The sequence below is a fragment of the Streptomyces paradoxus genome (genome assembly GCF_014202475.1).
In the GTDB taxonomy this organism is placed as follows: Bacteria; Actinomycetota; Actinomycetes; order Streptomycetales; family Streptomycetaceae; genus Streptomyces; species Streptomyces paradoxus.
This window is the reverse complement of the sequence record NZ_JACHGV010000003.1, coordinates 1-22641: the sequence shown is the minus strand read 5'-3', so window position 1 is coordinate 22641 and position 22641 is coordinate 1. Positions and strand designations below refer to the sequence as shown.

Sequence of the window (22641 nt, the reverse complement as noted above, 5' to 3'; positions counted from 1 at the left end):
GCACGGAGGCCGTCCGGGAAGGGACCAGGCTCAGCCCCTGGTCTCAGCCCTTCGCGCCGATCGCCGCGTACACGTTGATGTCCGCGTCCGTGACGTCGTTGATGTCGTGGTACCGCACCTTCTCGATCTCCTCCAGTCCGGCGAGGAAGGACGCGTCCGGCTGCTCGGGGACGGGGGCGGCATGGTCGGGCCGCCAGCGGTGCGCGGGGACGACCCCCGGCTCGGTGATCTCCAGCCGGTTCTCCGAGAAGAACCGCTCGACGTCGGCCCGGGAACGCAGCACGAAGGTGAACCCGCGCTCGGTGTACGTCCGCTGGACCGCGCGGATGTTCTCGGGGTTGAGGTCCTCGGTGAGATGACTCAGCACCAGCCGGCTGCCACCGGGCAGCTCGTCGAGCAGCCCGCTCACCAGCGGGTACGCCTCCTCGTCCGCGACGAAGTGCAGGATCGCGACCAGGCAGAGCGCGACCGGCCGCTCGAAGTCCAGGGTCTTGGCGGCCTGTTCGAGGATGCGGGCCGGGTCCCGCAGATCGGCGTCGATGTAGTCCGTGCGCCCCTCGGGACCGGTGGTGAGCAGGGCGCGCGCGTGCGCGAGCACCACCGGGTCGTTGTCGACGTACACGACCCGCGACTCCGGCGCGACGCGCTGCGCGATCTGGTGCACGTTCTCGGCGGTGGGCAGCCCGGTCCCGATGTCGAGGAACTGCCGGATGCCGTCCTGCTCCACGAGCGTGGTCACCGCGCGCCGGAGGAAGTCGCGGTTGTGCCGTACGTCGAGGTACCCGCGCGGGTTGGCGGCCAGCGCGGCGGCGGCCGCGTCCCGGTCGGCGGGGTAGTGGTCCTTGCCGCCGAGGAACACGTCGTAGACCCGGGCCGGGTGCGCCTTGCTGCTGTCGATCCTCCTCTGCAGCTCGGCGGGATCCTGGCTGAGGGCTCCGGACATCGACGTCTCCCTGAAAGTAGGTGGTTCAATCAACAACCACTACGACGGTCAACAACCTAACGGTTCAACCGATTTGACGGTGCCCGCGCAGCACGACCGCACGGAGCACCCCCCGGGGCTACTCCGTCGTCCCCTCGTCGACCCACTTCTCGCCGCCCAGCGGAAACTCGTACGCCGGGCGCCCGTTGTTGCCGCTCGTACGGAAAGGCCGGCCGTGGTCGTCCACGGTCAACGTGCCCGACCGGTCGCCGCTGGACCAGCGCAGCTCCAGGTACCAGCTGACGTCGTACGCGGAGGCGTCGGCCCGGATGTAGAACGCCTCCGGATCGGACTCACTCACCTTGAACGGGAAGTTCGCGTGCCCCGCCTCGGGCACGACACCGGGGCGCGCGGCGTCGAGGGCGACCGTGAAGAACCGGGTCGGCACGCCACCGCCGCAGCCGACGCCCGGGTACCCCATGGCGTAGTCGTTCCAGGCGAGTGGCGCCCGCTTCCCGGCCATACGGACCGTCAGCCCCTTGACGACCACGGTCTCCTCGCCCGTCCCCTGCACGGTCAGCTTCAGGAACTGCTCTCCCGACGGCACGGCCCCCGTCGCCGCCACCCAGCCGGGCGCGTCCTGCTCCGGCGGCGGCGGCCCGACCCGTTCCGGCGGCAGATTGATCAAGTAACGCTGGGAGCAGGGGGCCTCCCAGGCGTGCGGTTCCGTGTTCACGGTGAGGGGAGCGGAGGCGGGGGCGGTGTCACGCCCGGGGCGGCCGGCGCCGTTGCCCGTGTCTTTGCCGCCGCCGCTGCCGGAGGAGGCCGAGGTGGGTGCCGCGGAGGCCGGTCCCTCCCCCTTGCCCTTCCCGTCCTTGTCCTGCCCCGTACCCTTGTCCTTGCCGCCCGCGGACGATGAACCGGCCGGCGGAGACCCGGAAGCCGCTGTTCCCTTCCCCTCCTGCCCGCCACCAGCGCCGGAGACCGCCGCGCCGCGCCGCCCCTCGTCCTTGGACCCGCCCGAGGGAACGGCCACGGCGAGACCGACCCCGCCGAGAACCACGGCCGCGGCGACACCGGCGAGCAGGGCGCGACGGTGTCGCCGCCGCGCGGGCCCCTCCGACTCGCCTTCACCCGGAGAGCCGCTGTCCGACGCGAGAACGTCGGCCTCGGGAGAAGTCGTCTCCGGAGAGGTCAATTCCGGAGAGGCCACCCCCGAAGAACCGCTCCCCGCCGTACCCTCACCCCCCGTACCACCACTCCCCTTCCGCACCCGCCCCGCATCCGCCAGCACCCACCGCCGGTGCAGCTCGACGAGTTCCCCCGGTGACGCCTTGCAGAGCCGGGCGAACCGCTCCACCGGCGCGTAGTCGGTCGGCACGGCATCCCCGTTGCAGTACCGGTGCAGCGTGGACGTACTCATGTGAAGCCTCTTGGCGAGCACCCCGTAGCTCAGCCCCGAGCGCTCCTTCAACTCCCCCAACTGCGCGGCGAAATCAGCCGCGGCCGTGCCTTCCGACACCGATCCTCCATCCCCCGTGTCCCGTTCCCCCGTTCCAGGGAATGACTGTTCTCCCTGGTCAGAGCGTGTGCGGGCGTTCCAGCGTCCCGGGTCGTCCGCCGGGTCTGGCGGCCGGGACGGAGCACCGCACAAGCTCTGGTCATCCAAGCACGCCGCTCCCGGCACACCGGCAGCGCGACCCGCCCGGGCCTGCTTCCCAACCGCCTTTGTCCGAAAGGAAACGCAGTCATGCGCAAGTACCACGCCCTCCCCGTCGCCCTCCTGGCCGCCCTCGCCCTCACGGCGTGCCAGGACGGCACGGGCACCAAGGACGAGAGCGCCGCGCGGCCCGAGCCGGCCTCGGAGGCAGTCACGGCGACGGACCCGGCCGAGGGCGCGAACAGCGGCGGGGGCGCGGGCGGCACGACCGGTACCCGGACCACGAAGGACACGAAGGCAACGAAGGCGGCGAAGGCCAAGAAGGCCGTGAAGAGCCCCACGGAGACCCGCGTCTCCTGCAACGGCTCCAACACCACCGTCACCGCGAAGCCGGTCCCCCGCCCCCTCAACCACATGCTGCTCACGGTGAAGAACACCGGATCGAAGCCGTGCGACCTCACCTACTACCCGGTGCTGCGCTTCGACGAGATGCAGTGGGTCCCGCAGCCGATCAAGGACTCCAAGCCGCAGGCGGTGACGACCCTGGCCCCCGGCGAGTCCGGCTACGCGGGCGTCTCACTGTCGGCGGCCGACGGCAGCGGCGAATGGGGCACGACCGGCCGCAAGCTCACGGTCGGCTTCCAGGGCCGCACGCCGAACAGCGACGGCGGCCCCTCGGCGCTCCCCGCCCTGCCGGCCAAGGGCGTGTACTACGACAGCACGCTGAAGGTCACCTACTGGCTGCGCGACATGGACGACGCGCTGTCCTACTGAAGCCTGAGACCTACTGGTCCTTGAGCTTCTGGGCCACCTCGGTGGCCCAGTAGGTGAGGATGCTGCGCGCCCCGGCCCGCCGGATGCCGGTCAGCGCCTCCAGGATCGCCCGGTCCCTGTCGATCCAGCCCTTCTCGGCGGCGGCCTCGATCATCGAGTACTCGCCGGAGATCTGATAGGCGGCGACGGGCACGTCCACGGCGTCCGAGACCCGGGCGAGGATGTCCAGGTAGGGCCCGGCCGGCTTGACCATCACCATGTCGGCGCCCTCCTCCAGGTCGAGGGCGAGTTCGCGCAGCGACTCCCGGACGTTCGCCGGATCCTGCTGGTAGGTCTTCCGGTCCCCCCGCAGGGACGAGCCGACGGCCTCCCGGAAGGGCCCGTAGAAGGCCGAGGCGTACTTGGCGGTGTAGGCGAGGATGGCGACGTCCTCCCGCCCGATCTGGTCGAGGGCGTCACGGACGACCCCGATCTGGCCGTCCATCATCCCGCTGGGCCCGACGACATGGGCTCCGGCGTCGGCCTGCACCTGGGCCATCTCGGCGTACCGCTCCAGGGTCGCGTCGTTGTCGACCCGCCCCTGCTCGTCGAGCACGCCGCAGTGCCCGTGGTCGGTGGTCTCGTCGAGGCAGAGGTCGGACATGACGAGCAGGTCGTCACCCACCTCGGCCCGCACGTCCCGCAGGGCGACCTGGAGGATGCCGTCCGGGTCGGTCCCCGGCGTCCCGAGCGCGTCCTTCTTCGACTCCTCCGGCACGCCGAACAGCATGATCCCGGAGATCCCCGCGGCGACCGCCTCCGCGGCGGCCTTCTTCAGGCTGTCCCGGGTGTGCTGCACGACCCCGGGCATGGCGGTGATCGGCACGGGCTCGCCGATGCCCTCCCGCACGAAGGCCGGAAGAATGAGATCGGCAGGGTGCAGCCGGGTCTCGGCGACCATCCGACGCATCACGGGGTTGCTCCGCAGCCGCCGCGGCCGAGTACCGGGAAAAGATCCGTACGTCGTCATGCCCCTACGCTACGCCCGCCCCAAACCCCCCGATACCGACGCCTTGTCGGCCCGCCCCCGCTGCGGAGGCACCCCGCTACGCCGGGCTGCGGACCCACCCGGCCCGAGCGACAACCTCGAGCACCCCCGAAACCCACAGCCCCCGCATGCGCCCCCACACCCCCAGGTCCATCCTGAAACAGCAAGGACAAGGACCCCGACGGCCGGCCCACACCCACCGCCGCCGTCCCTCCGTACCCGCCCCCACGGAGGACGCGATGACCGCCCCCCACCAAATCCCCGATCTCTTCGCCCTCTCAGAGATCCACGGCCCGGTCCTACGCCCCGGCGAACGCGCCTACGCCGACGAGGTAACCGGCTTCAACCTGGCCTCCCTCCACACCCCGGACGTGGTCATAGGCGCCACCGGCTCCGACGACGTCGTCACCGCGATGCGCTGGGCACACGCCACCCACACCCCCGTCGCCGTCCAGGCCACCGGCCACGGCGCGAACTTCCCGATCGAGCACGGCCTGCTGATCAACACGTCCCGCATGACGGACGTCCACGTCGACCCCACCACCCGCACCGCCACCATCGCCGCGGGCGCGAAGTGGAGCCACGTCATGGCCGCGGCCGCCCCCCACGGCCTGGCAGGGCTCTGCGGAACCTCCACCGACGCGGGCGTCGTCGGCTACACCCTCGGCGGCGGACTCCCGGTCCTCGGCCGGGCCTACGGCTTCGCCGCCGACCTGGTCCGCTCCTTCCAGGTCGTCACCCCGGACGGGCGCCTGCGCGAGTCGGACCCCCGGCACGAACCGGAACTGTTCTGGGCCCTGCGCGGCGGCAAGGGCAACGTAGGCGTCGTCACCTCGCTCGTCACCGAACTGCTGCCCCTGCCCCGGCTCTACGGCGGCGGCATCCACTGCCACGCCGAGCACGCGGAGACCCTGCTGCACACCTGGACGGACTGGACCCGCACGGTCCCGGACGAGATGTGCAGCATGTTCTCGGTCCTGCGCCTGCCGCCGATCCCGCAGATCCCGGAACCCCTGCGCGGTGGCTTCTGGGCCCGGGTGGCGATCGCCTGGCCGGGCGAGGCCGCCGAAGCCGAAGCCATGATCGCGCCGCTGCGGGCGGCCGCCCCCGTGGCCGTCGACACGGTCGAGGAGATGGACTACGCGGCCCTGGACCGCATCCACATGGAACCCCAGGACCCGCTCCCGGCACGGGAGTGCTGCATGCTCCTGCGGGACCTGCCCCCCGACGCCATCGACACGTTCCTGGAGCAGGTCGGCCCAGGCGCCGGCGCCGACCACCCGCTGCTCGTCGCCTCACTGCGGCACATGGGCGGCGCGCTGTCCCGCCCGTCCGCCGTCGAGGACGCCGTCTGCGCCCGCGACGCCCGCTACTTCATGGAGTCGGTCGGGATCATGCCCGCCCCACCCGTGGCCGAGGCCGTCGAACGGGCCACGCGCGGCCTCTACACCGCCATGACCCCGTACGGCACGGGCCGCACCATGGTCAACATCCACGGCACCCCGGGCGACGAACAGGACCGCGCCCGGGCCTGGACCCCCGAGGTGTACGAACGCCTGCGCCACGACAAGGCCGTCTACGACCCGGAGAACCTGCTGCGCTACGGCCACGCGGTGACTCCCGCGTAGCCGTAGCCGGAGTTACTTACGTCGTCGACCGCCTGCGCCGGGCCCCCGGCCGCCGCTCGCTCGGCCGCGTCACCGGGTCGCCGGCCTCCACGGCCGCCACCCGGCGCTTCGCGCCGAAGTCGGCCAGGGCTTCCGCCAGCTTGTGGACGGACGGCTCCGGAGCCATGACGTCCACCCGGAGCCCGTGCTCCTCGGCGGTCTTCGCCGTGGCCGGGCCGATACAGGCGATCACCGTGACGTTGTGCGGCTTGCCGGCGATGCCGACCAGGTTCCGCACGGTCGAGGACGAGGTGAAGAGAACGGCGTCGAAGCCACCGCCCTTGATCGCCTCACGGGTCTCCGCCGGCGGCGGCGAGGCCCGCACGGTCCGGTAGGCCGTGACGTCGTCGACCTCCCAGCCGAGCTCGATCAGCCCGGCCACCAGCGTCTCGGTGGCGATGTCGGCACGCGGCAGGAACACTCTGTCGATCGGGTCGAAGACCGGGTCGTAGGGCGGCCAGTCCTCCAGCAGACCGGCGGCCGACTGCTCACCGCTCGGCACCAGGTCCGGCTTCACGCCGAACGCGATCAGCGCCTTCGCCGTCTGCTCGCCCACGGCCGCGACCTTGATGCCCGCGAAGGCCCGCGCGTCGAGCCCGTACTCCTCGAACTTCTCCCGCACGGCCTTGACCGCGTTCACCGAGGTGAAGGCGATCCACTCGTAGCGGCCCGTGACGAGCCCCTTGACCGCGCGCTCCATCTGCTGGGGCGTGCGCGGCGGCTCGACGGCGATCGTCGGCACCTCGTGCGGCACGGCCCCGTACGACCGCAGCTGGTCGGAGAGCGACGCCGCCTGCTCCTTCGTCCGCGGCACGAGCACCTTCCAGCCGAACAGCGGCTTGGACTCGAACCACGCGAGCTGGTCGCGCTGGGCGGCGGCGGAACGCTCACCGACCACGGCTATCACCGGCCGGCCGCCGTCGGGCGAGGGCAGCACCTTGGCCTGCTTCAGCGTCTGCGCGATCGTGCCCAGCGTGGCGGACCAGGTGCGCTGCCGGGTGGTCGTACCGGCGACGGTGACCGTCATCGGGGTGTCCGGCTTGCGCCCGGCGGAGACGAGCTCGCCGGCCGCCGCGGCGACGGAGTCCAGCGTCGTGGACACGACGACCGTGCCGTCCGACGCCCCGACCTCCGTCCAGCACCGGTCCGACGCCGTCCGCGCGTCCACGAACCGCACGTCCGCGCCCTGCGCGTCCCGCAACGGGACACCGGCGTAGGCGGGCACGCCGACGGCGCTCGCGATGCCGGGGACGACCTCGAAGGGCACCCCGGCGGCGGCGCACGCCAGCATCTCCTCGGCGGCGTACGTGTCGAGGCCCGGGTCCCCGGACACCGCACGCACGACCCGCCTGCCGCCCCGCGCGGCCTCCATGACAAGATGTGCGGCATCCCGCACCACGGGGACGGCCGCGGTGGTTGACGTGCCGTCAACTACCGTCAGCTGGGGCGCTCCTGTGCCCGGAGCAGGATCCTGGGAAGGATCCGGGTCCGTGTGCACTTCGGACACGCCCTGCCTGGCGTGCTGACGTACGACGTCGAGCACCTCGTGCTCGGCGACGAGGACGTCCGCGTTCGCCAGCGCCTCCACGGCGCGCAGAGTCAGTAGTCCCGGATCTCCGGGTCCGGCACCCAGGAAGGTGACGTGCCCGTGTTCAGGACCGGCGGAAAGGGCGGTGGGGCTCACTGTGCTCGCTCCCCCATCAGACCGGCCGCGCCCTGGGCGAGCATCTCGGCCGCGAGTTCGCGACCGAGCGCCATTGCCCCGTCGTGCGTCTCGGGCGCGGGACCGGTGGTGGACAGCTGCACCATGCGCGTGCCGTCGGTGGTCCCGACGACGCCGCGCAGGCGCATTTCCTTGACAATCTGCCCGTCGGCCTGGGGGTCCCCCCGCTCGAGCGGATCCGAGAGTGGGGGCAAGTCGGCCAAAGCGCCCACGGGGGCGCTGCAGCCGGCCTCCAGGGCGGCGAGCAGTGATCGCTCGGCCGTCACGGCGATCCGCGCGAACGGGTCGTCGAGTTCGGCGAGCGCGGCGATGAGGTCCGCGTTGCCCGCGGTGCACTCGATCGCCAGGGCCCCCTGGCCGGGGGCGGGCAAAACCGTGTCGACCGACAGGAAGTCGGTCACTTCGTCACCGCGGCCGATCCGGTTCAGTCCGGCGGCGGCCAGCACGACGGCGTCGAGCTCTCCGCTGCGCACGAACCCGATGCGGGTGTCGACGTTGCCGCGGATCGGAACCGTCGCTATGTCCAGGCCGTGGCTGCGGGCGTACGCGTTGAGCTGCGCCATGCGGCGCGGCGAGCCCGTACCGATGCGGGCCCCGGAGGGCAGGTCGGTGAACTTCAGCGCGTCCCGGGCGACGATCACGTCCCGCGGGTCCTCGCGCACCGGCACGGCGGCCACGACCAGCTCGTCGGGCTGCGTGGTCGGCAGGTCCTTCAGCGAGTGCACCGCGAAGTCGACCTCGCCCTTGAGGAGCGCGTCACGCAGGGCGGTGACGAACACGCCGGTGCCGCCGATCTGGGCGAGCGCCTCGCGCGAGACATCGCCGTACGTGGTGATCTCGACGAGTTCGACGGGCCGCCCGGTCACGCGGCTCACGGCTTCCGCCACCTGCCCGGACTGGGCCATGGCGAGCCTGCTGCGCCTGGTGCCGAGCCTCAGCGCCTTGTCACTCATGCCGGCCCTCGGTCTTTCTCGGTGGTGCTGTCCTCGGCCCGGGAGACGGCGGCCACCGTCTCGGGGTCGAGGTCGAACAGGGTCCGCAGCGCGTCCGCGTACCCGGCGCCGCCGGGTTCGGCCGCGAGTTGCTTGACCCGCACGGTCGGCGCGTGGAGCAGTTTGTCGACCACGCGCCGCACGGTCTGGGTGATCTCCGCTCGGTGTTTGTCGTCGAGACCGGGCAGCCGTCCGTCCAGCCGGGCGATCTCGCCGGCCACGACATCGGCGGCCATGGTGCGCAGGGCGACCACGGTCGGGGTGATGTGCGCGGCCCGCAGTGCTGCCCCGAAGGCCGCGACCTCGTCGGAGACGATACGCCGGACCTGGTCCACATCGGCAGCCATCGGAGCGCCCGCGGAGGCCTCCGCCAGCGATTCGATGTCCACCAGCCGCACCCCGGCCAGCCGGTGCACGGCCGCGTCGATGTCGCGCGGCATCGCGAGGTCCAGCAGGAAGAGCACGGGCTCGGGCCGCTGCGGCTCCTCGACCGGCTCGGGCCTGCGGCGCTCGGGGATCCGGCCGACGGCGGCGACGGTCGCGGCGAGCGCCGCGATGGCGTCGGTGTCCGCGGCCGGGTCGAGCGTGCCGGCCGGGCCCGGCCGGGCCGGGCCGCCCGCGGCGCGCCGGTCGCCGCCCGCCGTGCCGTTGTCCACCCACGCCGCGTGCTGCTCCAGATCGGCGGCGGCCATTCCGGCCACGGCGGCCTCGCCCAGCACGGAGAATCCGGCGGTGCCCTGCACCGCGGACAGCTCCAGCGGACAGCCGTCCTCGGTGCCGAGGCTGGTGCCGGACGCTCCGCCGCGCTGCGCGGCCTGGCCGGCCGCGGGGCCGGACTCGCCGCCCGGCTCGCCCGGACCGTCCTCGCCGGGCACGGCCGACGTCGCGGGCGTGCGGCCCTCGATCGCCTCGGCGACCGACTCGGCCGTCAGGACCAGACCGGTCGCGCCGGTGCAGGAGACGGTGACGTCGGCACGTGTCAGCTCGGCCGGCACCGACTCCATCGGTACCGCGCGGGCCGCCACGTCCGTGTCGTCGCCCTCCATGAGGATCTGGGCGAGGCGCTCGGCGCGGTCGAAGGTGCGGTTGGCGACGACGATCTCGGCGACCCCGGCCCGCGCGAGCGTGGCCGCGGCCAGGGAGGACATCGAACCGGCCCCGATGACCAGGGCCTTCTTGCCCCGGGCCCACTGCTGCACGTCGCCGCCCCGGGCCAGCTGCTCCAGGCCGAAGGTGACCAGGGACTGGCCGGCGCGGTCGATGCCGGTCTCGGAGTGGGCGCGCTTGCCGACCCGGAGGGCCTGCTGGAACAGGTCGTTCAGGAGGCGGCCTGCGGAGTGCAGCTCCTGCGCCCGGGCCAGGGAGTCCTTGATCTGGCCGAGGATCTGCCCCTCGCCGACGACCATCGAGTCCAGGCCGCAGGCCACCGAGAACAGGTGGTGGACGGCCCGGTCCTCGTAGTGCACGTAGAGATAGGGAGTGAGCTCCTCCAGGCCGACCCCGCTGTGCTGGGCGAGCAGCGTGGACAGCTCGGCGACACCGGCGTGGAACTTGTCCACGTCGGCGTAGAGCTCGATGCGGTTGCAGGTGGCGAGCACCGCGGCCTCGGTGGCCGGTTCGGCGGCGACCGTGTCCTGGAGCAGCTTGACCTGGGCGTCCGCGTTCAGCGCGGCCCGTTCCAGGACGCTGACCGGGGCGCTGCGGTGGCTGAGTCCGACGACGAGGAGGCTCATGCCGGCATCACGGCGGGCATGTCCCCGTCAGGTCCCTGGTCGGCGGAGTCGCTGCGGGCGGCGGCGGTGGGGGCGCCCCCGTCGGAGGCGGCGGCCTCCTCCCCGGCCTTGCGCTGCTCGTGGAAGGCGAGGATCTGCAGCTCGATGGAGAGGTCGACCTTGCGCACGTCGACGCCGTCGGGGACGGACAGCACGGTCGGCGCGAAGTTCAGGATGGAGGTGACACCTGCGGCCACGAGCCGCTCGCAGACCGCCTGGGCGGCACCGGCGGGGGTGGCGATGACACCGATCGACACGCCGTTGTCCTGGATGATCTTCTCCAGGTCGTCGGAGTGCTGCACCGGGATCCCGGCGACGGGCTTGCCGGCCATGGCCGGGTCGGCGTCGATCAGCGCGGCGACCCGGAAACCGCGGGAGGCGAAACCGCCGTAGTTGGCGAGGGCCGCGCCGAGGTTACCGATACCGACGATCACAACCGGCCAGTCCTGGGTGAGCCCCAGTTCGCGGGAGATCTGGTAGACGAGATACTCGACGTCGTAGCCGACACCCCTGGTCCCGTAGGAGCCGAGGTAGGAGAAGTCCTTGCGCAGCTTCGCGGAGTTGACCCCCGCCGCGGCCGCGAGCTCCTCGGAGGAGACCGTGGGAACCGAGCGCTCCGACAACGCGGTCAGAGCGCGGAGGTACAGCGGAAGCCGGGCGACGGTGGCCTCGGGAATCCCTCGGCTGCGGGTCGCCGGTCGGTGAGTTCGGCCAGTTGCCACGGTGCTCCTGCGGGTAGAGCGGGGCTGTAGGCGGTCATACGTCCCTACATGACCGCCCCGTCGAAAGCAGGCTATGTCTTTGTGAACGCGTGCACAAAGATGGTGTCCGATTTGCCCGGCCAACGTGACCGGGGTCACGCGCCCCCGGCGCACGCGCAGGGAACCGGCGCATACGCACCACCGTTCCTTGTCTTTCGGGGGCAAAACCGCACACTCTCCTCAGTGAATCCCGCCCCCGAGACCAAGCCGCCATCGATCCTAAGCGACCCGGCGGCCACTTTGGACTGATCGGTCAGTCGCTCACCGGGCGGGATCAGTCGGTCAGCGCCTTGCGCAGGCGGCCCTCGTTCACGCGCCAGAACGTGTGCTGCCTGCCGTCCACCAGCACGACGGGGATCTGCTCCCAGTACTGGTCGTGCAGTTCCCGATCCTCGGTGATGTCCTTCTGCTCCCAGGGGACTCCGAGATCACCGCACACCTTCTCCACAACGACCTGTGCGTCATCACACAGATGACAGCCGGGCTTGCGGATCAGGGTGACGAGCCGGTCCCGAGGGGGCGTGCGACGGAAGAGGGGACTCATGTCGGCCATTGTCGCGCGCCCGGGGGCAAGCGGAACCCTCGCGAAAGCGCCAGAGGACGCGCCGGCCGCGTCCGCCCCGCGCGGCATCTTTAACGACACGCTTGCCGAGAGTTCACAGGCTTCCAACCTTCCGACTCCGGAACCCCCGAACTAACTGGCTATGCTCACGCCATGGCCGCTCTCGGATGGCTCACTCCCCGTAGGCGCTCCGCCACGGCGCGGAGCGTTTTGGCAGGCGAGGCCTCGGCGGAGGCAGCCCGCAAGTCCACACAGGAAGCCGCCGGCACGACCGAGGAACCGCAGTTCCCGGTGCACGGCGACGACCGGGCCGCCGCCTTCTTCGACCTGGACAACACCGTCATGCAGGGCGCCGCCCTCTTCCACTTCGGGCGGGGCCTGTACAAGCGGAAGTTCTTCGAGACGCGCGAGCTCGCGAAGTTCGCCTGGCAGCAGGCGTGGTTCCGGCTCGCCGGGGTCGAGGACCCCGAACACATGCAGGAGGCCCGCGACTCGGCCCTGTCGATCGTCCAGGGCCACCGCGTCGCCGAACTCCAGTCGATCGGCGAGGAGATCTACGACGAGTACATGGCCGAGCGCATCTGGCCCGGCACCCGCGCCCTCGCCCAGGCCCACCTGGACGCGGGCCAGAAGGTCTGGCTGGTGACGGCCGCGCCCGTCGAGATCGCCACGGTCATCGCCCGCCGCCTCGGCCTGACCGGCGCCCTCGGCACGGTCGCCGAGTCCGTCGACGGCGTCTACACCGGCAAGCTCGTCGGCGAACCGCTGCACGGCCCCGCGAAGGCCGAGGCCGTCCGCGCCCTGGCCGCCGCCGAGGGCCTGGACCTCGGCCGCTGCGCCGCCTACAGCGACTCGCACAACGACATCCCGATGCTCTCGCTGGTCGGCCACCCCTACGCCATCAACCCGGACAGCAAGCTGCGCAAGCACGCCCGCGAGCTGGACTGGCGCCTGCGCGACTACCGCACGGGCCGCAAGGCGGCCAAGGTCGGCATCCCCGCCGCGGCGGGCGTCGGCGCGGTGGCCGGCGGTACGGCGGCCGCCATCGCCCTGCACCGCCGCCGCCGCTGACCACCTGATCAAACCGGGACACGGATGTTTGCGGCCTGACAATCGCCGTAAATCCAACAGGCGTACCCCCACAACCTCGTGTCCAGTCCTCTTGGCTGCACACGGCCACAACACGCCCTGGACTCAGCTGCAATCCGAAGCTTTCCGATCAACAACCGTTCACCCTCCCGCACTTGATCCGGCGTCAATCGGTTACGGAAGCGACGTAATCGGTGATTTGAGCAACTCGGTGTAGCAGTGCCTACACGAAGCGTTATTCTCCTCAGACGCAAACCGGTACCCCTCCGTCGCTACGACGGGTGAAAGGTCCCGCACTGCACGTGATGGAAGCTCTGCCTCTGGGAGTCCCGTGTACCCACACGTCGGGGTTGACGCCTCGGGCCTGGCTACGCTGCGCGCAAGGGTCCAAGACCTGTTGCGCGGCTTCGTCCCCACCGCGTACGCCGTCCCCGCATTCGCCACCGCCGCGCCCGTCGGCCCGTGCTACGCACTGGCCGACGGCAGCGCCGCGGTCGGCAGACGAGGCCGCCCGTCCGGGGCGGCCACCGCCCGCCGCCCGGCGGCGGACAGCGACAGCGCCCGGATGATGGACCTCGTGGAGCGCGCCCAGGCCGGCGAGTCCGACGCCTTCGGCCGCCTCTACGACCAGTACAGCGACACCGTCTACCGGTACATCTACTACCGGGTCGGGGGAAAGGCGACGGCCGAGGACCTCACCAGCGAGACCTTCCTGCGCGCCCTGCGCCGCATCGGCACCTTCACCTGGCAGGGCCGCGACTTCGGCGCCTGGCTGGTCACCATCGCCCGCAACCTGGTCGCGGACCACTTCAAGTCCAGCCGCTTCCGGCTGGAGGTCACCACCGGCGAGATGCTCGACGCCAACGAGGTCGAGCGCTCCCCCGAGGACTCCGTCCTGGAGTCCCTCTCCAACGCCGCCCTGCTCGACGCCGTGCGGCGGCTCAACCCCCAGCAGCAGGAGTGCGTGACGCTCCGCTTCCTCCAGGGCCTCTCCGTCGCCGAGACCGCCCGGGTGATGGGCAAGAACGAGGGCGCCATCAAGACCCTCCAGTACCGGGCCGTCCGCACCCTCGCCCGGCTCCTCCCGGAAGACGCCCGCTGACCGCCCCGCACGCTCGGCGACCATCAACTCACGTTCCGTGAAAGTCCGTTGACTTCGGCATCCGATCATCCGGCGTCCGTAACCCAAGTGCCGCGCCGCTCGTTGTGCGGGATGCAGGCTCCCTGTGGTCACCCCCTGGCCGACTCCGATCACTCGATCGTGTGGTCGTGGTCAGGGCGTGCAACCCTCAGGACCCCCTGGGGAGTCGACCGTCATGACGAGAGGAGGTGCCGCCAGTGATCGCGAACGTATCGGCGCACCGGCGGGCGAACGCCTTCGCCCAGGCCTTGGAGGAGCAGTCCGAGCAGGGCCCGGCGGCCGGGCAGCCCGAAGGATCGGCACCGGCCCCGGCAGTCGCGGAACCGAGTGAACAGGCCCGCCATCTGGCGCTCGCCTCGGGTCTCGGCGCGTTGCCCAAGCCGGAGCTCGACCCGGAGGTCAAGGTCGTCCAGCGGGCCCAGCTGGTGGCCGCCTTCGAGGCGATGCTCCAGGAGGGCACCGCGGGCGGCGGGGCGACGGACAGCGCGGTCCCCGAGCAGCGATCCCGGGCCCGCGGCGCGCACCGCGCGGGTTCCCTGAAGAAGTTCCGGCCGCGTTCCCGGCTCGCCAAGGGCCTCACCGCGGGCGGACTCAGCGTCGGGGTGGCCGCGAGCGCCTTCGGCGGAGTCTCCGCCGCCAGCTCGGACGCCCTGCCCGGCGACTCGCTCTACGGCCTCAAGCGCGGCATCGAGGACGTCAAGCTCGGCCTCGCCGACGGGGCGGACGAACGCGGCCGGGTCTACCTCGACCACGCCTCCACCCGGCTCAGCGAGGCCCGCCGCCTGATGGAGCGCGGCCGCAGCGGCCCCCTGGACCACGAGTCCCTCGGCGAGATCCGCCGCGCCCTGTCGGGCATGCGGCACGACGCGTCCGAGGGCCACCGGCTGCTGAGCGAGGCGTACGAGCGCGACCCGGACTCCCTGGGCCCCATGCAGGCCCTGTCCGCGTTCTCGCGCTCCCACCGCGAGACCTGGGGCGAACTGCGTGAGCGACTGCCCGTCCAACTCGGGGACGTCAGCGAGCAGGTGTCGTCGGTGTTCGACGCCATAGACGAGGATGTCGCCCCGCTGCGCTCCCTGCTGCCCGAGCCCCCGGCCACGAGCGGCGGCGACGGCAAGCGGCAGGGCGCCACCGAGGCGGCCCCCAGCGGCTCCTCCGGCACCGACCGCTCGGCCCGGCCCAGCGACGGCGGCGGCAGCAGGCACAGCGACGAGGGCGGCACCGGCAACGGCGGCAGCCCCAGCCGCTCGGCCGGCTCCGGCGGCGACAGCGACGGCCTGCTCGGCGGCAACACCGGCGGCCTCCTCGACCCGCCCAAGGACAACGAGGCGAGCACCTCCCCGTCGGCGGAGGGCGACACACCCGTCCCCGAGCCGGACGTGACGCTCCCGCCGCTCCTGCCCGGCCTGCTGCCCGGCCTGGGCATCGACAGCGAGGACGCGGACTAGACGGCGACGGTGGGGGCGCCCCTTCGACAGGGGGCGCCCCCGCGTCTCAGAAGAACACCGACCGCCGCTGCACCAACAGCTTGTACAGCGTGTGCTGGATCTGCTCCCTGACCTGGTCGGTCAGGTTGAACATCAGCATCGGGTCCTCGGCCGCCTCCGGCGGATAACCGTCCGTGGGGATCGGCTCGCCGAACTGGATCGTCCACTTGGTCGGCAGCGGGATCGCCCCGAGCGGCCCGAGCCACGGGAAGGTCGGCGTGATCGGGAAGTACGGGAACCCGAGCAGCCGGGCGACCGTCTTGGCGTTGCCGATCATCGGGTAGATCTCCTCCGCCCCGACGATCGAGCAGGGCACGATCGGCGTCCCCGCGCGCAGAGCCGTCGAGACGAAACCGCCGCGGCCGAAGCGCTGCAGCTTGTAGCGGTCCGCGAAGGGCTTGCCGAGGCCCTTGAAGCCCTCCGGCATCACCCCGACCAGTTCGCCCTGCTCCAGCAGCCGGGACGCGTCCTCGGCGCACGCCAGGGTGTGACCGAGCTTGCGGGCCAGCTCGTTGACCACCGGGAGCATGAACACCAGGTCGGCGGCGAGCAGGCGCAGATGCCGGCCCGCCGGATGGTTGTCGTGCACCGCGACCTGCATCATCAGGCCGTCCATCGGCAGCGTGCCGGAATGGTTGGCGACGATCAGGGCCCCGCCCTCGGACGGGATGTTCTCGACGCCCTTCACCTCGACCCGGAAGTACGTGTCGTACAGCGGGCGCAGCAGGGACATCAGGACCTGGTCGGTGAGCTCCTCGTCGTAGCCGAAGTCGTCGACCTCGTAGTCCCCGGTGAGGCGGCGGCGCAGGAAGGCCAGGCCGCCCGCGATGCGCCGTTCCAGCCCGCCCTCGCCGCCCCGGGAAGGCTCCGTCGGCTGTTCCTCGGAAGTCACAGGAACATCATCCTGCGGAACAGCCCTGGTGGGCAGGGGCTGCACCTCACGTACCGGCACGGACTCCGCGCCCGGGCGACGGTTCCCGGCGCTCCGGCGCCGCTGGGGACGCTGCGCGGCGCTCCCCCGGGACCGGTCGTCGTCGAACGGAATGACCTTGGCGTCCGCCATCGTTGATGCGCTCCTCAGTTGGCGCTCTGCGTCGGGAGGTGTCCGCCGCCCGCGAGGGGCAGGTCGGCGATCCGGTCGACGGCCCCCGCGAGGGCCTCCGGTGGCAGGAGTCCGGGCCCCTGGCTGCGGGCGAAGTCCGCGAACGTCTCCGCGGTCGTGTACTTGGGCTGGAATCCCAGCGTCTCGCGCATCTGGCCCGTGGCCACCACCCGGCCGTGCGTGAGCAGCCGGATCTGCTCGGGCGAGAAGTCCGTCATCCCCAGGGTACGCACCAGCGAGCCCGCCCAGGTGACCGCCGGGAGCAGCAGGGGCACGGTGGGACGCCCGAGGCGCCGGGAGCACTGGGAGAGCAGCAGCACGCCGTCGCCGGCGATGTTGAAGGTGCCGCTGTTGAGCGTGCCGCGCCGGGGCTCGTGCGAGCCGATCCGCAGCACCTCGATCACATCGTCCTCGTGCACGAACTGCAGCCTGGGGTCGTAGCCGAACACGGTCGGCAGGACCGGCAGCGCGAAGTACGAGGCGAGCGGGGTGTCCGCGGTCGGGCCCAGGATGTTGGCGAACCGCAGGACGCACACGGCCACGTCGGGCCGGCGGCGCGCGAAGCCGCGGACGTAGCCCTCGACCTCGACGGTGTCCTTGGCGAAGCCGCCGCTGGGCAGGGACTTGGGCGGGGTCGTCTCGGTGAACACGGCCGGATCGCGGGGCGCGGAGCCGTAGACGTTCGTACTGGACTTCACGACCAGCCGCTGCACGGACGGGGACTTCTGGCAGGCACCGAGCAGCTGCATGGTGCCGATGACGTTGGTCTCCTTCAGGGAGGCCCGGTTGCCGCTGCCCAGCGGCGTGCCCGTCACGTCCAGGTGGACGATCGTGTCGGCTCCCGTCTCGGCGAGCACCCGCGCGATCCCGGGCTGCCGGATGTCGGCCTGGATGAAGTCGGCACCGCCCAGATGGTGCTCGGGGGGCACCGCGTCCACGGCGACGACCCGTTCCACCTCGGGGTCCCGCTGGATCCGCCGGACGAACCGGCCCCCCAGCTGGCGGGCCACTCCGGTCACGAGCACGACCTTGCCCAAGATCAGCGCCTTCCTTCCAGAACCTCTCGCCCCCCGACGCGTTCCCCCGTGGGGCCAACTTAGCGGGTTGTTGTCGCGCTGTGATGACCGCCCGATGCGCGAAGTGACCGGAACCGCCGGACGCCGGAACGGATATGCGTGTGGCCCCCCACCGGTGGTGGGGGGCCACAGCAACGCTCTCGCGGCGTCCGCGTCGCGAACTTACTTCTTGTTGCGACGCTGAACGCGCGTGCGCTTGAGCAGCTTGCGGTGCTTCTTCTTCGCCATCCGCTTGCGCCGCTTCTTGATAACAGAGCCCACGACTACCCTCGCTCACTTCTCATCACTCGGTGTTTGGGCGCCATGGGCCCATACGACCTACGAGGGGCCAGCCTACCCGTCCGAGCGCTGAGGTCGTAATCGAGGAGGCCGGGGAGATCCGAAGTGCCCTGTGGGGATCGCCCCGACCCAGCCGTCAGACGGTTTCCACCCCCACATAACTCTCGCGGAGGTACTCGTGAACCGCTTGCTCCGGGACGCGGAAGGACCGCCCCACACGGATCGCGGGCAGATGACCGCTGTGCACCAGTCGGTACACGGTCATCTTCGACACTCGCATCACCGAGGCGACTTCCGCCACGGTAAGGAACTGAACCTCGTTCAGAGGCCTCTCGCCAGCTGCAGCCATGACACACCTGAACCTTCCGCACTCGACGGCCACCGGCTTCCCCTTCCGGTGACTCTTCGTCGCTGCGTGCTCACTCCCCAATGTAGGGGCCAGTGATGCGAGTGGGGAAGAGGTGCACCCATCGGCGGCCTACTGTGACAGACACGCCCGATTGAGTACGTAGCGGGTAAGCGGCAGGTAGTAATCGGACCGCACGCCGTCATCAAGTGGAACGACGACGGACACGGACCCCTCGGCCTCCCCCACGAACAGCGCCGGGTCGTCCGTATCGGCCGGCCCGATCGCCTCGAACCCCAGCTGACCTGCCCCGCAGGCCCACCCGTGGTCTCCGATCACCAGCTCGGGAAGGGGCCCGCCGGCCTCCGCACAAGCGGCCAGTACGGTACGAACCGGGAGAGGTGAGTGCGTATGTGCGCCGGGCTCACAACCGGGGCGTTCCGTGCCGGGGGTCCGCACCAGCGCGACTCCTCGTACGTAGTCGAGGTTGTACGTACGTAGGCCGAACCGGGTCGTTATGTCGACACGGCGACCCTGCGCGGGAGTGAGAACGGCACATCCCGCCGCCGACAGCGCGTCTGCCAGAGCGCCGTAGAAACCGAGCAGCCGGTGCGGGTGCCCGGTGCCGAGGAGCACGGGGGCCTTCCGCCGGGCGGCCTCGGCGAGGCGCTCCGCGAAGGCGTCCAGCGCCACGAGGGTCCGCTCCGGATCGATCACGTCCTGGCCGGAAACATGCCGGCAATCGGCCGAAACCCCACACCGGTCCGCCATCAGCTCGATCAACTCCCGCTGCCCCCAGGCACCTTCGGGATCGATGCCGAGCAGCACCCGGGGGTCCCGGGCGGCGAAGAGCCGGTAACGGCGCAGGCTCTCCTCCCGCGACGTCGCCACGGTCCCGGCGAGCCGCGCGCCCACCAGGTGCGCACGCAGGGCATCGGTGGTCAGCACACGAAGATCGTGCGTGACCGGAACCCCACCTGTCCTGAAAATCCGCGAACACCGCACGCTCGGCCTACGCCCGGCGTCACCCCCTCACGCCAGCAGCCCCCGCAGCGGGAACACCGCCCGCCGGGCCGCCAGCACCGCCTGGTCGAGCCGGTCAGCCGGGTCGTACCCCGCCTCCCAGCCGGACCAGTCCACCGGCCAGCGCCCGTCCGTCATCCGCGCCGGGGCCAACTGCCGCGTCTTCGCGAACACTTCCTGCCGCCAGCCCTCGGGGATCATCGCCTCGGGCTCCACGGCCCGGCCGGCCGCGATCGCGACCAGATGCGTCCACGAGCGCGGCACCACGTCCACCACCGCGTAGCCGCCCCCGCCCAGGGCGACCCACCGCCCGTCGGCGTACTCGTGCGCCAGGTCGTGACAGGCCACCTGCACCGCCCGCTGCGCGTCCAGCGACACCGCCAGGTGCGCCAGCGGATCCTCGAAGTGCGTGTCGGCCCCGTGCTGCGTCACCAGCACCTGCGGACGGAAGTCCGCGATCAGCTCCGGCACCACCGCGTGGAACGCCCGCAGCCACCCGGCGTCCCCCGTCCCGGCCGGCAGCGCCACGTTCACCGCCGAGCCCTCCGCGGAGTCCGCCCCGGTCTCCTCCGGCCACCCGGTCTGCGGGAACAGCGTCCGGGGATGCTCGTGCAGCGAGATCGTCAGCACCCGCGGGTCCTCCCAGAACGCCGCCTGCACCCCGTCCCCGTGGTGCACGTCGACGTCGACGTACACGACCCGCTCCGCCCCGAGCTCCAGCAGCCGCGCGATGGCCAGCGAGGCGTCGTTGTAGATGCAGAACCCGGAGGCACCGCCCGGCATCGCGTGGTGCAGCCCGCCCGCGAAGTTCACCGCGTGCAGCGCCTCACCCCGCCAGACCGCCTCCGCCGCCCCGACCGACTGGCCGGCGATCAGCGACGACACCTCGTGCATCCCGGCGAACGCCGGATCGTCCACCGTCCCCAGTCCGTACGACTGGTCCGCCCCCGCCGGATCAGCCGAAGCGGCCTTCACCGCCCGGATGTAGTCCTCCCGGTGGACGAGCCGCAGCGTCGACTCCCCGGCCGCCTTCGCGGCGACGACCTCCACCTCACGGTCCAGCCCGAAGGCGTCGACCAGTCTCCGGGTCAGGGCGAGCCGGACGGGGTCCATCGGATGCCCCGGACCGAAGTCATAGCCCGTTACTGCCTCGTCCCACATCAGCTGTGCGCGGCCGCTCATGACCGCCACCGTATCGGTCCGGTTGAGGCGCGAACGACCGGGCGTACACGAGCGTCACCAGCACCAACACCATCGGCACCAGCATGGCCCCGCGATAGCTCCACAGATCCCCGAGCGCCCCGACCAACGGAGAACCGATCAAGAACCCCACATAGTTGAAGACGTTCAGCCGTGCGACGGCCGCGTCCGAGGCCCCCGGGAACAGCCGGCCGGCCGCCGCGAACGTCTGCGGCACCAGCACGCACAGTCCCAGCCCCAGCAGCGTGAACCCCAGCATCCCGACCCACGCCCCCGGCGCGGCGGCGACCACGGCGAACCCGCCCGCCGCCACCAGCGCCCCGCCCCGCACCACCGCGACCGCCCCGAAGCGCCGCACCCCGAGGTCCCCGATCGCCCGCCCCAGCAGCGTGGTGACCATGTACACGTTGTACGGCACCGTGGCCATCTGCTCGGAGCTGCCGAGCACGTCCTGCAGGTACTTGGCGCTCCAGTTGGAGACCGTCGAGTCCCCGATGTACGCGACCGTCATCACCAGGCACAACGGCAGCAGCCACTTGAAGACGACCGCCTGCCCCTCCCCGGCCTCCTCCTCGGCCACGGGTCCCGCATCCCGGTCGTCGACGTACCACCGGCTCCCCACCAGCACGGCCGGCAACAGCACCAGCACGACCGGCAGATACGACACCCACAGCGCCAGCTGCCAGTGCGCACCCACCCACGCCAACGAGGCCCCGACGATCCCGCCCAGGCTGTAGGCCGCGTGGAAACTGAGCATGATGCTGCGCCCGTACGACCGCTGCAGGCTCACCCCGAGCATGTTCATCGACGCGTCCAGCACACCGACGGCCAGCCCGAACGCCGCCAGCGCGACCCCGAGTTCCACCATCCGCTCCCCGGCCCCGACCCCGAGCAGCGCCAGCAGCACTACGGGCTGGGACCACCGCAGCAGCCGGCTCGGCCGCACCCGCTTCACCAGCCGCTCGGTGGTCACGCTCCCGACCCCGGCGAGGATCGGCACGGCGGCCAGGAACGCCGGCAGCAGCGCGTCGGAGACCCCGTACCGGTCCTGGATGGCCGGGATCCTCGTCACGAGCAGAGCGAAGGCGACACCCTGCACCAGGAAGCTGAACGCCAACGAGGCCCTGCCGCGCCGCAGCACATGAGTCATGGCGGCGAGCGTAGGGCCCCGGCCTACCCGTGGGTAGATCCAGCCAAAGATGAATTTGCCTCAACTTCCGCTGGTCTCCCGGGAACGGCTCACACCAGCAGGTCGGCCAGCTCCCCCATGTCGGAGAAGAGCCGGGTAGCACCGGCCAGCTTGTCCGCCGGCGTCATGGCGGTGAACCCGTACACGTCCATGCCGGCTGCGACAGCCGCCTGTACTCCCAGCGGACTGTCCTCGACGACGACACACCGCTCCGGCGCGACCCCCATCCGCTCGGCCGCGTACAGGAAGAGATCAGGGGCCGGCTTGCCTCGCCCTACGTCCTGCGAACTGAAGATCCGCTTCTCGTCGAACCACCGGTCGAGCCCGGTCGTCCGGTGCCCCACCCGGATCCGCTCATGGCTCCCGGAGGAGGCCACGCAGTACGGCACCCCGTCCGCGGCCAGCTTCTCCAGGACTCCGGATGCCCCCGCCACGGCCACCAGGTCCTGCTCGAACGCCGCGAACACCCGCGCGTGGAAGACGTCGTCGAAGTCTTCGGGCAACCGCTGCCCCGTCCGCTCCAGCACCAGCTCATGAATCCGGTGCATCGCCGATCCCATGTAGTCCCGAATGGACTCCTCGTAGGAGGTGGGATGCCCCAGTTCGGTGAGGTACGCCGCGAGCAAACGGTTCGAGATGGGCTCGCTGTCGACGAGCACACCGTCATTGTCGAAGATCACCAGGTCATAGCGCATGACATCGACCCTAAACGCAGAAAACCCCCGTATCCGAAGATACGGGGGTTTTCCCAAAAATTGTTCGGCGGCGTCCTACTCTCCCACAGGGTCCCCCCTGCAGTACCATCGGCGCTGTAAGGCTTAGCTTCCGGGTTCGGAATGTAACCGGGCG

General features: G+C 71.5%; 21 protein-coding genes and 1 rRNA gene. 5 read left to right on the top strand and 17 right to left on the bottom strand.

Features of this window, described 5'->3' with window-relative positions; all coding sequences use genetic code 11:
• Positions 1-43: 43 nt before the first annotated feature.
• Together HNR57_RS09710 and HNR57_RS09705 are read right to left on the bottom strand one after the other, a co-directional pair.
• Complete coding sequence (locus tag HNR57_RS09710; RefSeq protein WP_184558963.1) at positions 44-943, bottom strand: SAM-dependent methyltransferase; 900 nt, start codon at positions 941-943, stop codon at positions 44-46.
• A 118-nt stretch (positions 944-1061) separates the two neighbouring features.
• Positions 1062-2444, bottom strand: coding sequence for a helix-turn-helix domain-containing protein (locus HNR57_RS09705; RefSeq protein WP_184558961.1), 1383 nt, complete (start codon positions 2442-2444; stop codon positions 1062-1064).
• Between the two features lie 228 nt (positions 2445-2672).
• Here HNR57_RS09705 and HNR57_RS09700 point away from each other — a divergent pair, with 228 nt between their 5' ends.
• Positions 2673-3356 carry a DUF4232 domain-containing protein gene (locus HNR57_RS09700; RefSeq protein ID WP_184558959.1) on the top strand — a complete coding sequence of 228 codons (684 nt, stop codon included), beginning with the start codon at positions 2673-2675 and terminating at the stop codon, positions 3354-3356.
• Between the two features lie 10 nt (positions 3357-3366).
• Here HNR57_RS09700 and hemB read toward each other — a convergent pair whose 3' ends face one another.
• Positions 3367-4365, bottom strand: coding sequence for a porphobilinogen synthase (hemB, locus tag HNR57_RS09695; protein WP_184558957.1), 999 nt, complete (start codon positions 4363-4365; stop codon positions 3367-3369).
• 257 nt (positions 4366-4622) lie between these two features.
• On the opposite strand from hemB, the gene HNR57_RS09690 reads away from it, so the two are divergent.
• Entirely contained in the window at positions 4623-6011 is a 1389-nt protein-coding gene (locus HNR57_RS09690; RefSeq protein ID WP_184558955.1) for an FAD-binding oxidoreductase, read from the top strand.
• A 16-nt stretch (positions 6012-6027) separates the two neighbouring features.
• Here the strand turns inward: HNR57_RS09690 and HNR57_RS09685 are convergent, their stop codons facing one another.
• The 5 genes from HNR57_RS09685 to HNR57_RS09665 all read right to left on the bottom strand — a co-directional run bounded on the left by HNR57_RS09685 (position 6028) and on the right by HNR57_RS09665 (position 11851).
• Positions 6028-7734: a bifunctional uroporphyrinogen-III C-methyltransferase/uroporphyrinogen-III synthase gene (locus HNR57_RS09685; RefSeq protein ID WP_184558953.1), complete on the bottom strand. Its 1707-nt coding sequence runs from the start codon at positions 7732-7734 to the stop codon at positions 6028-6030.
• Entirely contained in the window at positions 7731-8726 is a 996-nt protein-coding gene (gene hemC, locus HNR57_RS09680) for a hydroxymethylbilane synthase (RefSeq protein WP_184558951.1), read from the bottom strand. Before hemC ends, HNR57_RS09685 begins: the two co-directional genes overlap by 4 nt.
• Entirely contained in the window at positions 8723-10498 is a 1776-nt protein-coding gene (locus HNR57_RS09675; protein WP_184558949.1) for a glutamyl-tRNA reductase, read from the bottom strand. The genes hemC and HNR57_RS09675 overlap by 4 nt, the downstream gene beginning before the upstream one ends.
• Positions 10495-11259, bottom strand: a complete 765-nt coding sequence (locus tag HNR57_RS09670; protein ID WP_184558947.1) for a redox-sensing transcriptional repressor Rex — start codon at positions 11257-11259, stop codon at positions 10495-10497. Before HNR57_RS09670 ends, HNR57_RS09675 begins: the two co-directional genes overlap by 4 nt.
• 313 nt (positions 11260-11572) lie before the next feature.
• Positions 11573-11851, bottom strand: coding sequence for a glutaredoxin family protein (locus HNR57_RS09665; protein WP_184558945.1), 279 nt, complete (start codon positions 11849-11851; stop codon positions 11573-11575).
• A gap of 162 nt (positions 11852-12013) precedes the next feature.
• Here HNR57_RS09665 and HNR57_RS09660 point away from each other — a divergent pair, with 162 nt between their 5' ends.
• The 3 genes from HNR57_RS09660 (at position 12014) to HNR57_RS09650 (ending at position 15538) form a co-directional block, all read left to right on the top strand.
• On the top strand, positions 12014-12931 hold the full coding sequence (locus tag HNR57_RS09660) for an HAD family hydrolase (RefSeq protein ID WP_184558943.1): 918 nt from the start codon (positions 12014-12016) through the stop codon (positions 12929-12931).
• Between the two features lie 349 nt (positions 12932-13280).
• Positions 13281-14051: an ECF subfamily RNA polymerase sigma factor, BldN family gene (locus tag HNR57_RS09655; RefSeq protein ID WP_184558941.1), complete on the top strand. Its 771-nt coding sequence runs from the start codon at positions 13281-13283 to the stop codon at positions 14049-14051.
• A 236-nt stretch (positions 14052-14287) separates the two neighbouring features.
• Positions 14288-15538, top strand: a complete 1251-nt coding sequence (locus HNR57_RS09650; protein ID WP_184558939.1) for a DUF5667 domain-containing protein — start codon at positions 14288-14290, stop codon at positions 15536-15538.
• A 46-nt stretch (positions 15539-15584) separates the two neighbouring features.
• On the opposite strand, the gene HNR57_RS09645 is transcribed toward HNR57_RS09650, so the two are convergent.
• The 9 genes from HNR57_RS09645 to rrf all read right to left on the bottom strand — a co-directional run.
• Positions 15585-16640 (bottom strand): lysophospholipid acyltransferase family protein, encoded by a 1056-nt coding sequence (locus HNR57_RS09645; RefSeq protein ID WP_184558937.1) that lies wholly within the window; start codon positions 16638-16640, stop codon positions 15585-15587.
• A gap of 14 nt (positions 16641-16654) precedes the next feature.
• The gene (locus HNR57_RS09640) at positions 16655-17716 is read right to left on the bottom strand and encodes an NAD-dependent epimerase/dehydratase family protein (RefSeq protein ID WP_184558935.1); all 1062 of its coding nucleotides are present in this window, start codon (positions 17714-17716) and stop codon (positions 16655-16657) included.
• A gap of 201 nt (positions 17717-17917) precedes the next feature.
• Positions 17918-18016 (bottom strand): 30S ribosomal protein bS22, encoded by a 99-nt coding sequence (locus HNR57_RS09635; RefSeq protein WP_003948845.1) that lies wholly within the window; start codon positions 18014-18016, stop codon positions 17918-17920.
• 154 nt (positions 18017-18170) lie between these two features.
• A complete protein-coding gene (locus HNR57_RS09630) occupies positions 18171-18383 on the bottom strand; it encodes a helix-turn-helix domain-containing protein (protein ID WP_159045100.1) in 213 nt (70 codons plus the stop codon).
• Positions 18384-18512: 129 nt separating this feature from the next.
• A complete protein-coding gene (locus tag HNR57_RS09625; RefSeq protein ID WP_184558932.1) occupies positions 18513-19328 on the bottom strand; it encodes a phosphatase in 816 nt (271 codons plus the stop codon).
• Between the two features lie 84 nt (positions 19329-19412).
• Complete coding sequence (locus HNR57_RS09620; RefSeq protein WP_184558930.1) at positions 19413-20585, bottom strand: acetoin utilization protein AcuC; 1173 nt, start codon at positions 20583-20585, stop codon at positions 19413-19415.
• Positions 20536-21753 carry an MFS transporter gene (locus tag HNR57_RS09615; protein WP_184558928.1) on the bottom strand — a complete coding sequence of 406 codons (1218 nt, stop codon included), beginning with the start codon at positions 21751-21753 and terminating at the stop codon, positions 20536-20538. The genes HNR57_RS09620 and HNR57_RS09615 overlap by 50 nt, the downstream gene beginning before the upstream one ends.
• Before the next feature lie 89 nt (positions 21754-21842).
• Positions 21843-22487 carry an HAD family hydrolase gene (locus HNR57_RS09610; RefSeq protein ID WP_184558926.1) on the bottom strand — a complete coding sequence of 215 codons (645 nt, stop codon included), beginning with the start codon at positions 22485-22487 and terminating at the stop codon, positions 21843-21845.
• Between the two features lie 62 nt (positions 22488-22549).
• Positions 22550-22641: ribosomal RNA gene (gene rrf / locus HNR57_RS09605) — 5S ribosomal RNA — on the bottom strand; the annotation flags it as partial.

What these genes read in the sequence shown, in the direction of transcription:
- HNR57_RS09710 (WP_184558963.1), bottom strand. Translation starts at nt 943, where the DNA reads ATGTCCGGAGCCCTCAGCCAGGATCCCGCCGAGCTGCAGAGGAGGATC.
- HNR57_RS09700 (WP_184558959.1), top strand. Translation starts at nt 2,673, where the DNA reads ATGCGCAAGTACCACGCCCTCCCCGTCGCCCTCCTGGCCGCCCTCGCC.
- hemB (WP_184558957.1), bottom strand. Translation starts at nt 4,365, where the DNA reads ATGACGACGTACGGATCTTTTCCCGGTACTCGGCCGCGGCGGCTGCGG.
- HNR57_RS09690 (WP_184558955.1), top strand. Translation starts at nt 4,623, where the DNA reads ATGACCGCCCCCCACCAAATCCCCGATCTCTTCGCCCTCTCAGAGATC.
- hemC (WP_184558951.1), bottom strand. Translation starts at nt 8,726, where the DNA reads ATGAGTGACAAGGCGCTGAGGCTCGGCACCAGGCGCAGCAGGCTCGCC.
- HNR57_RS09675 (WP_184558949.1), bottom strand. Translation starts at nt 10,498, where the DNA reads ATGAGCCTCCTCGTCGTCGGACTCAGCCACCGCAGCGCCCCGGTCAGC.
- HNR57_RS09665 (WP_184558945.1), bottom strand. Translation starts at nt 11,851, where the DNA reads ATGGCCGACATGAGTCCCCTCTTCCGTCGCACGCCCCCTCGGGACCGG.
- HNR57_RS09660 (WP_184558943.1), top strand. Translation starts at nt 12,014, where the DNA reads ATGGCCGCTCTCGGATGGCTCACTCCCCGTAGGCGCTCCGCCACGGCG.
- HNR57_RS09645 (WP_184558937.1), bottom strand. Translation starts at nt 16,640, where the DNA reads ATGGCGGACGCCAAGGTCATTCCGTTCGACGACGACCGGTCCCGGGGG.
- HNR57_RS09630 (WP_159045100.1), bottom strand. Translation starts at nt 18,383, where the DNA reads ATGGCTGCAGCTGGCGAGAGGCCTCTGAACGAGGTTCAGTTCCTTACC.
- HNR57_RS09620 (WP_184558930.1), bottom strand. Translation starts at nt 20,585, where the DNA reads ATGAGCGGCCGCGCACAGCTGATGTGGGACGAGGCAGTAACGGGCTAT.
- HNR57_RS09615 (WP_184558928.1), bottom strand. Translation starts at nt 21,753, where the DNA reads ATGACTCATGTGCTGCGGCGCGGCAGGGCCTCGTTGGCGTTCAGCTTC.
- HNR57_RS09610 (WP_184558926.1), bottom strand. Translation starts at nt 22,487, where the DNA reads ATGCGCTATGACCTGGTGATCTTCGACAATGACGGTGTGCTCGTCGAC.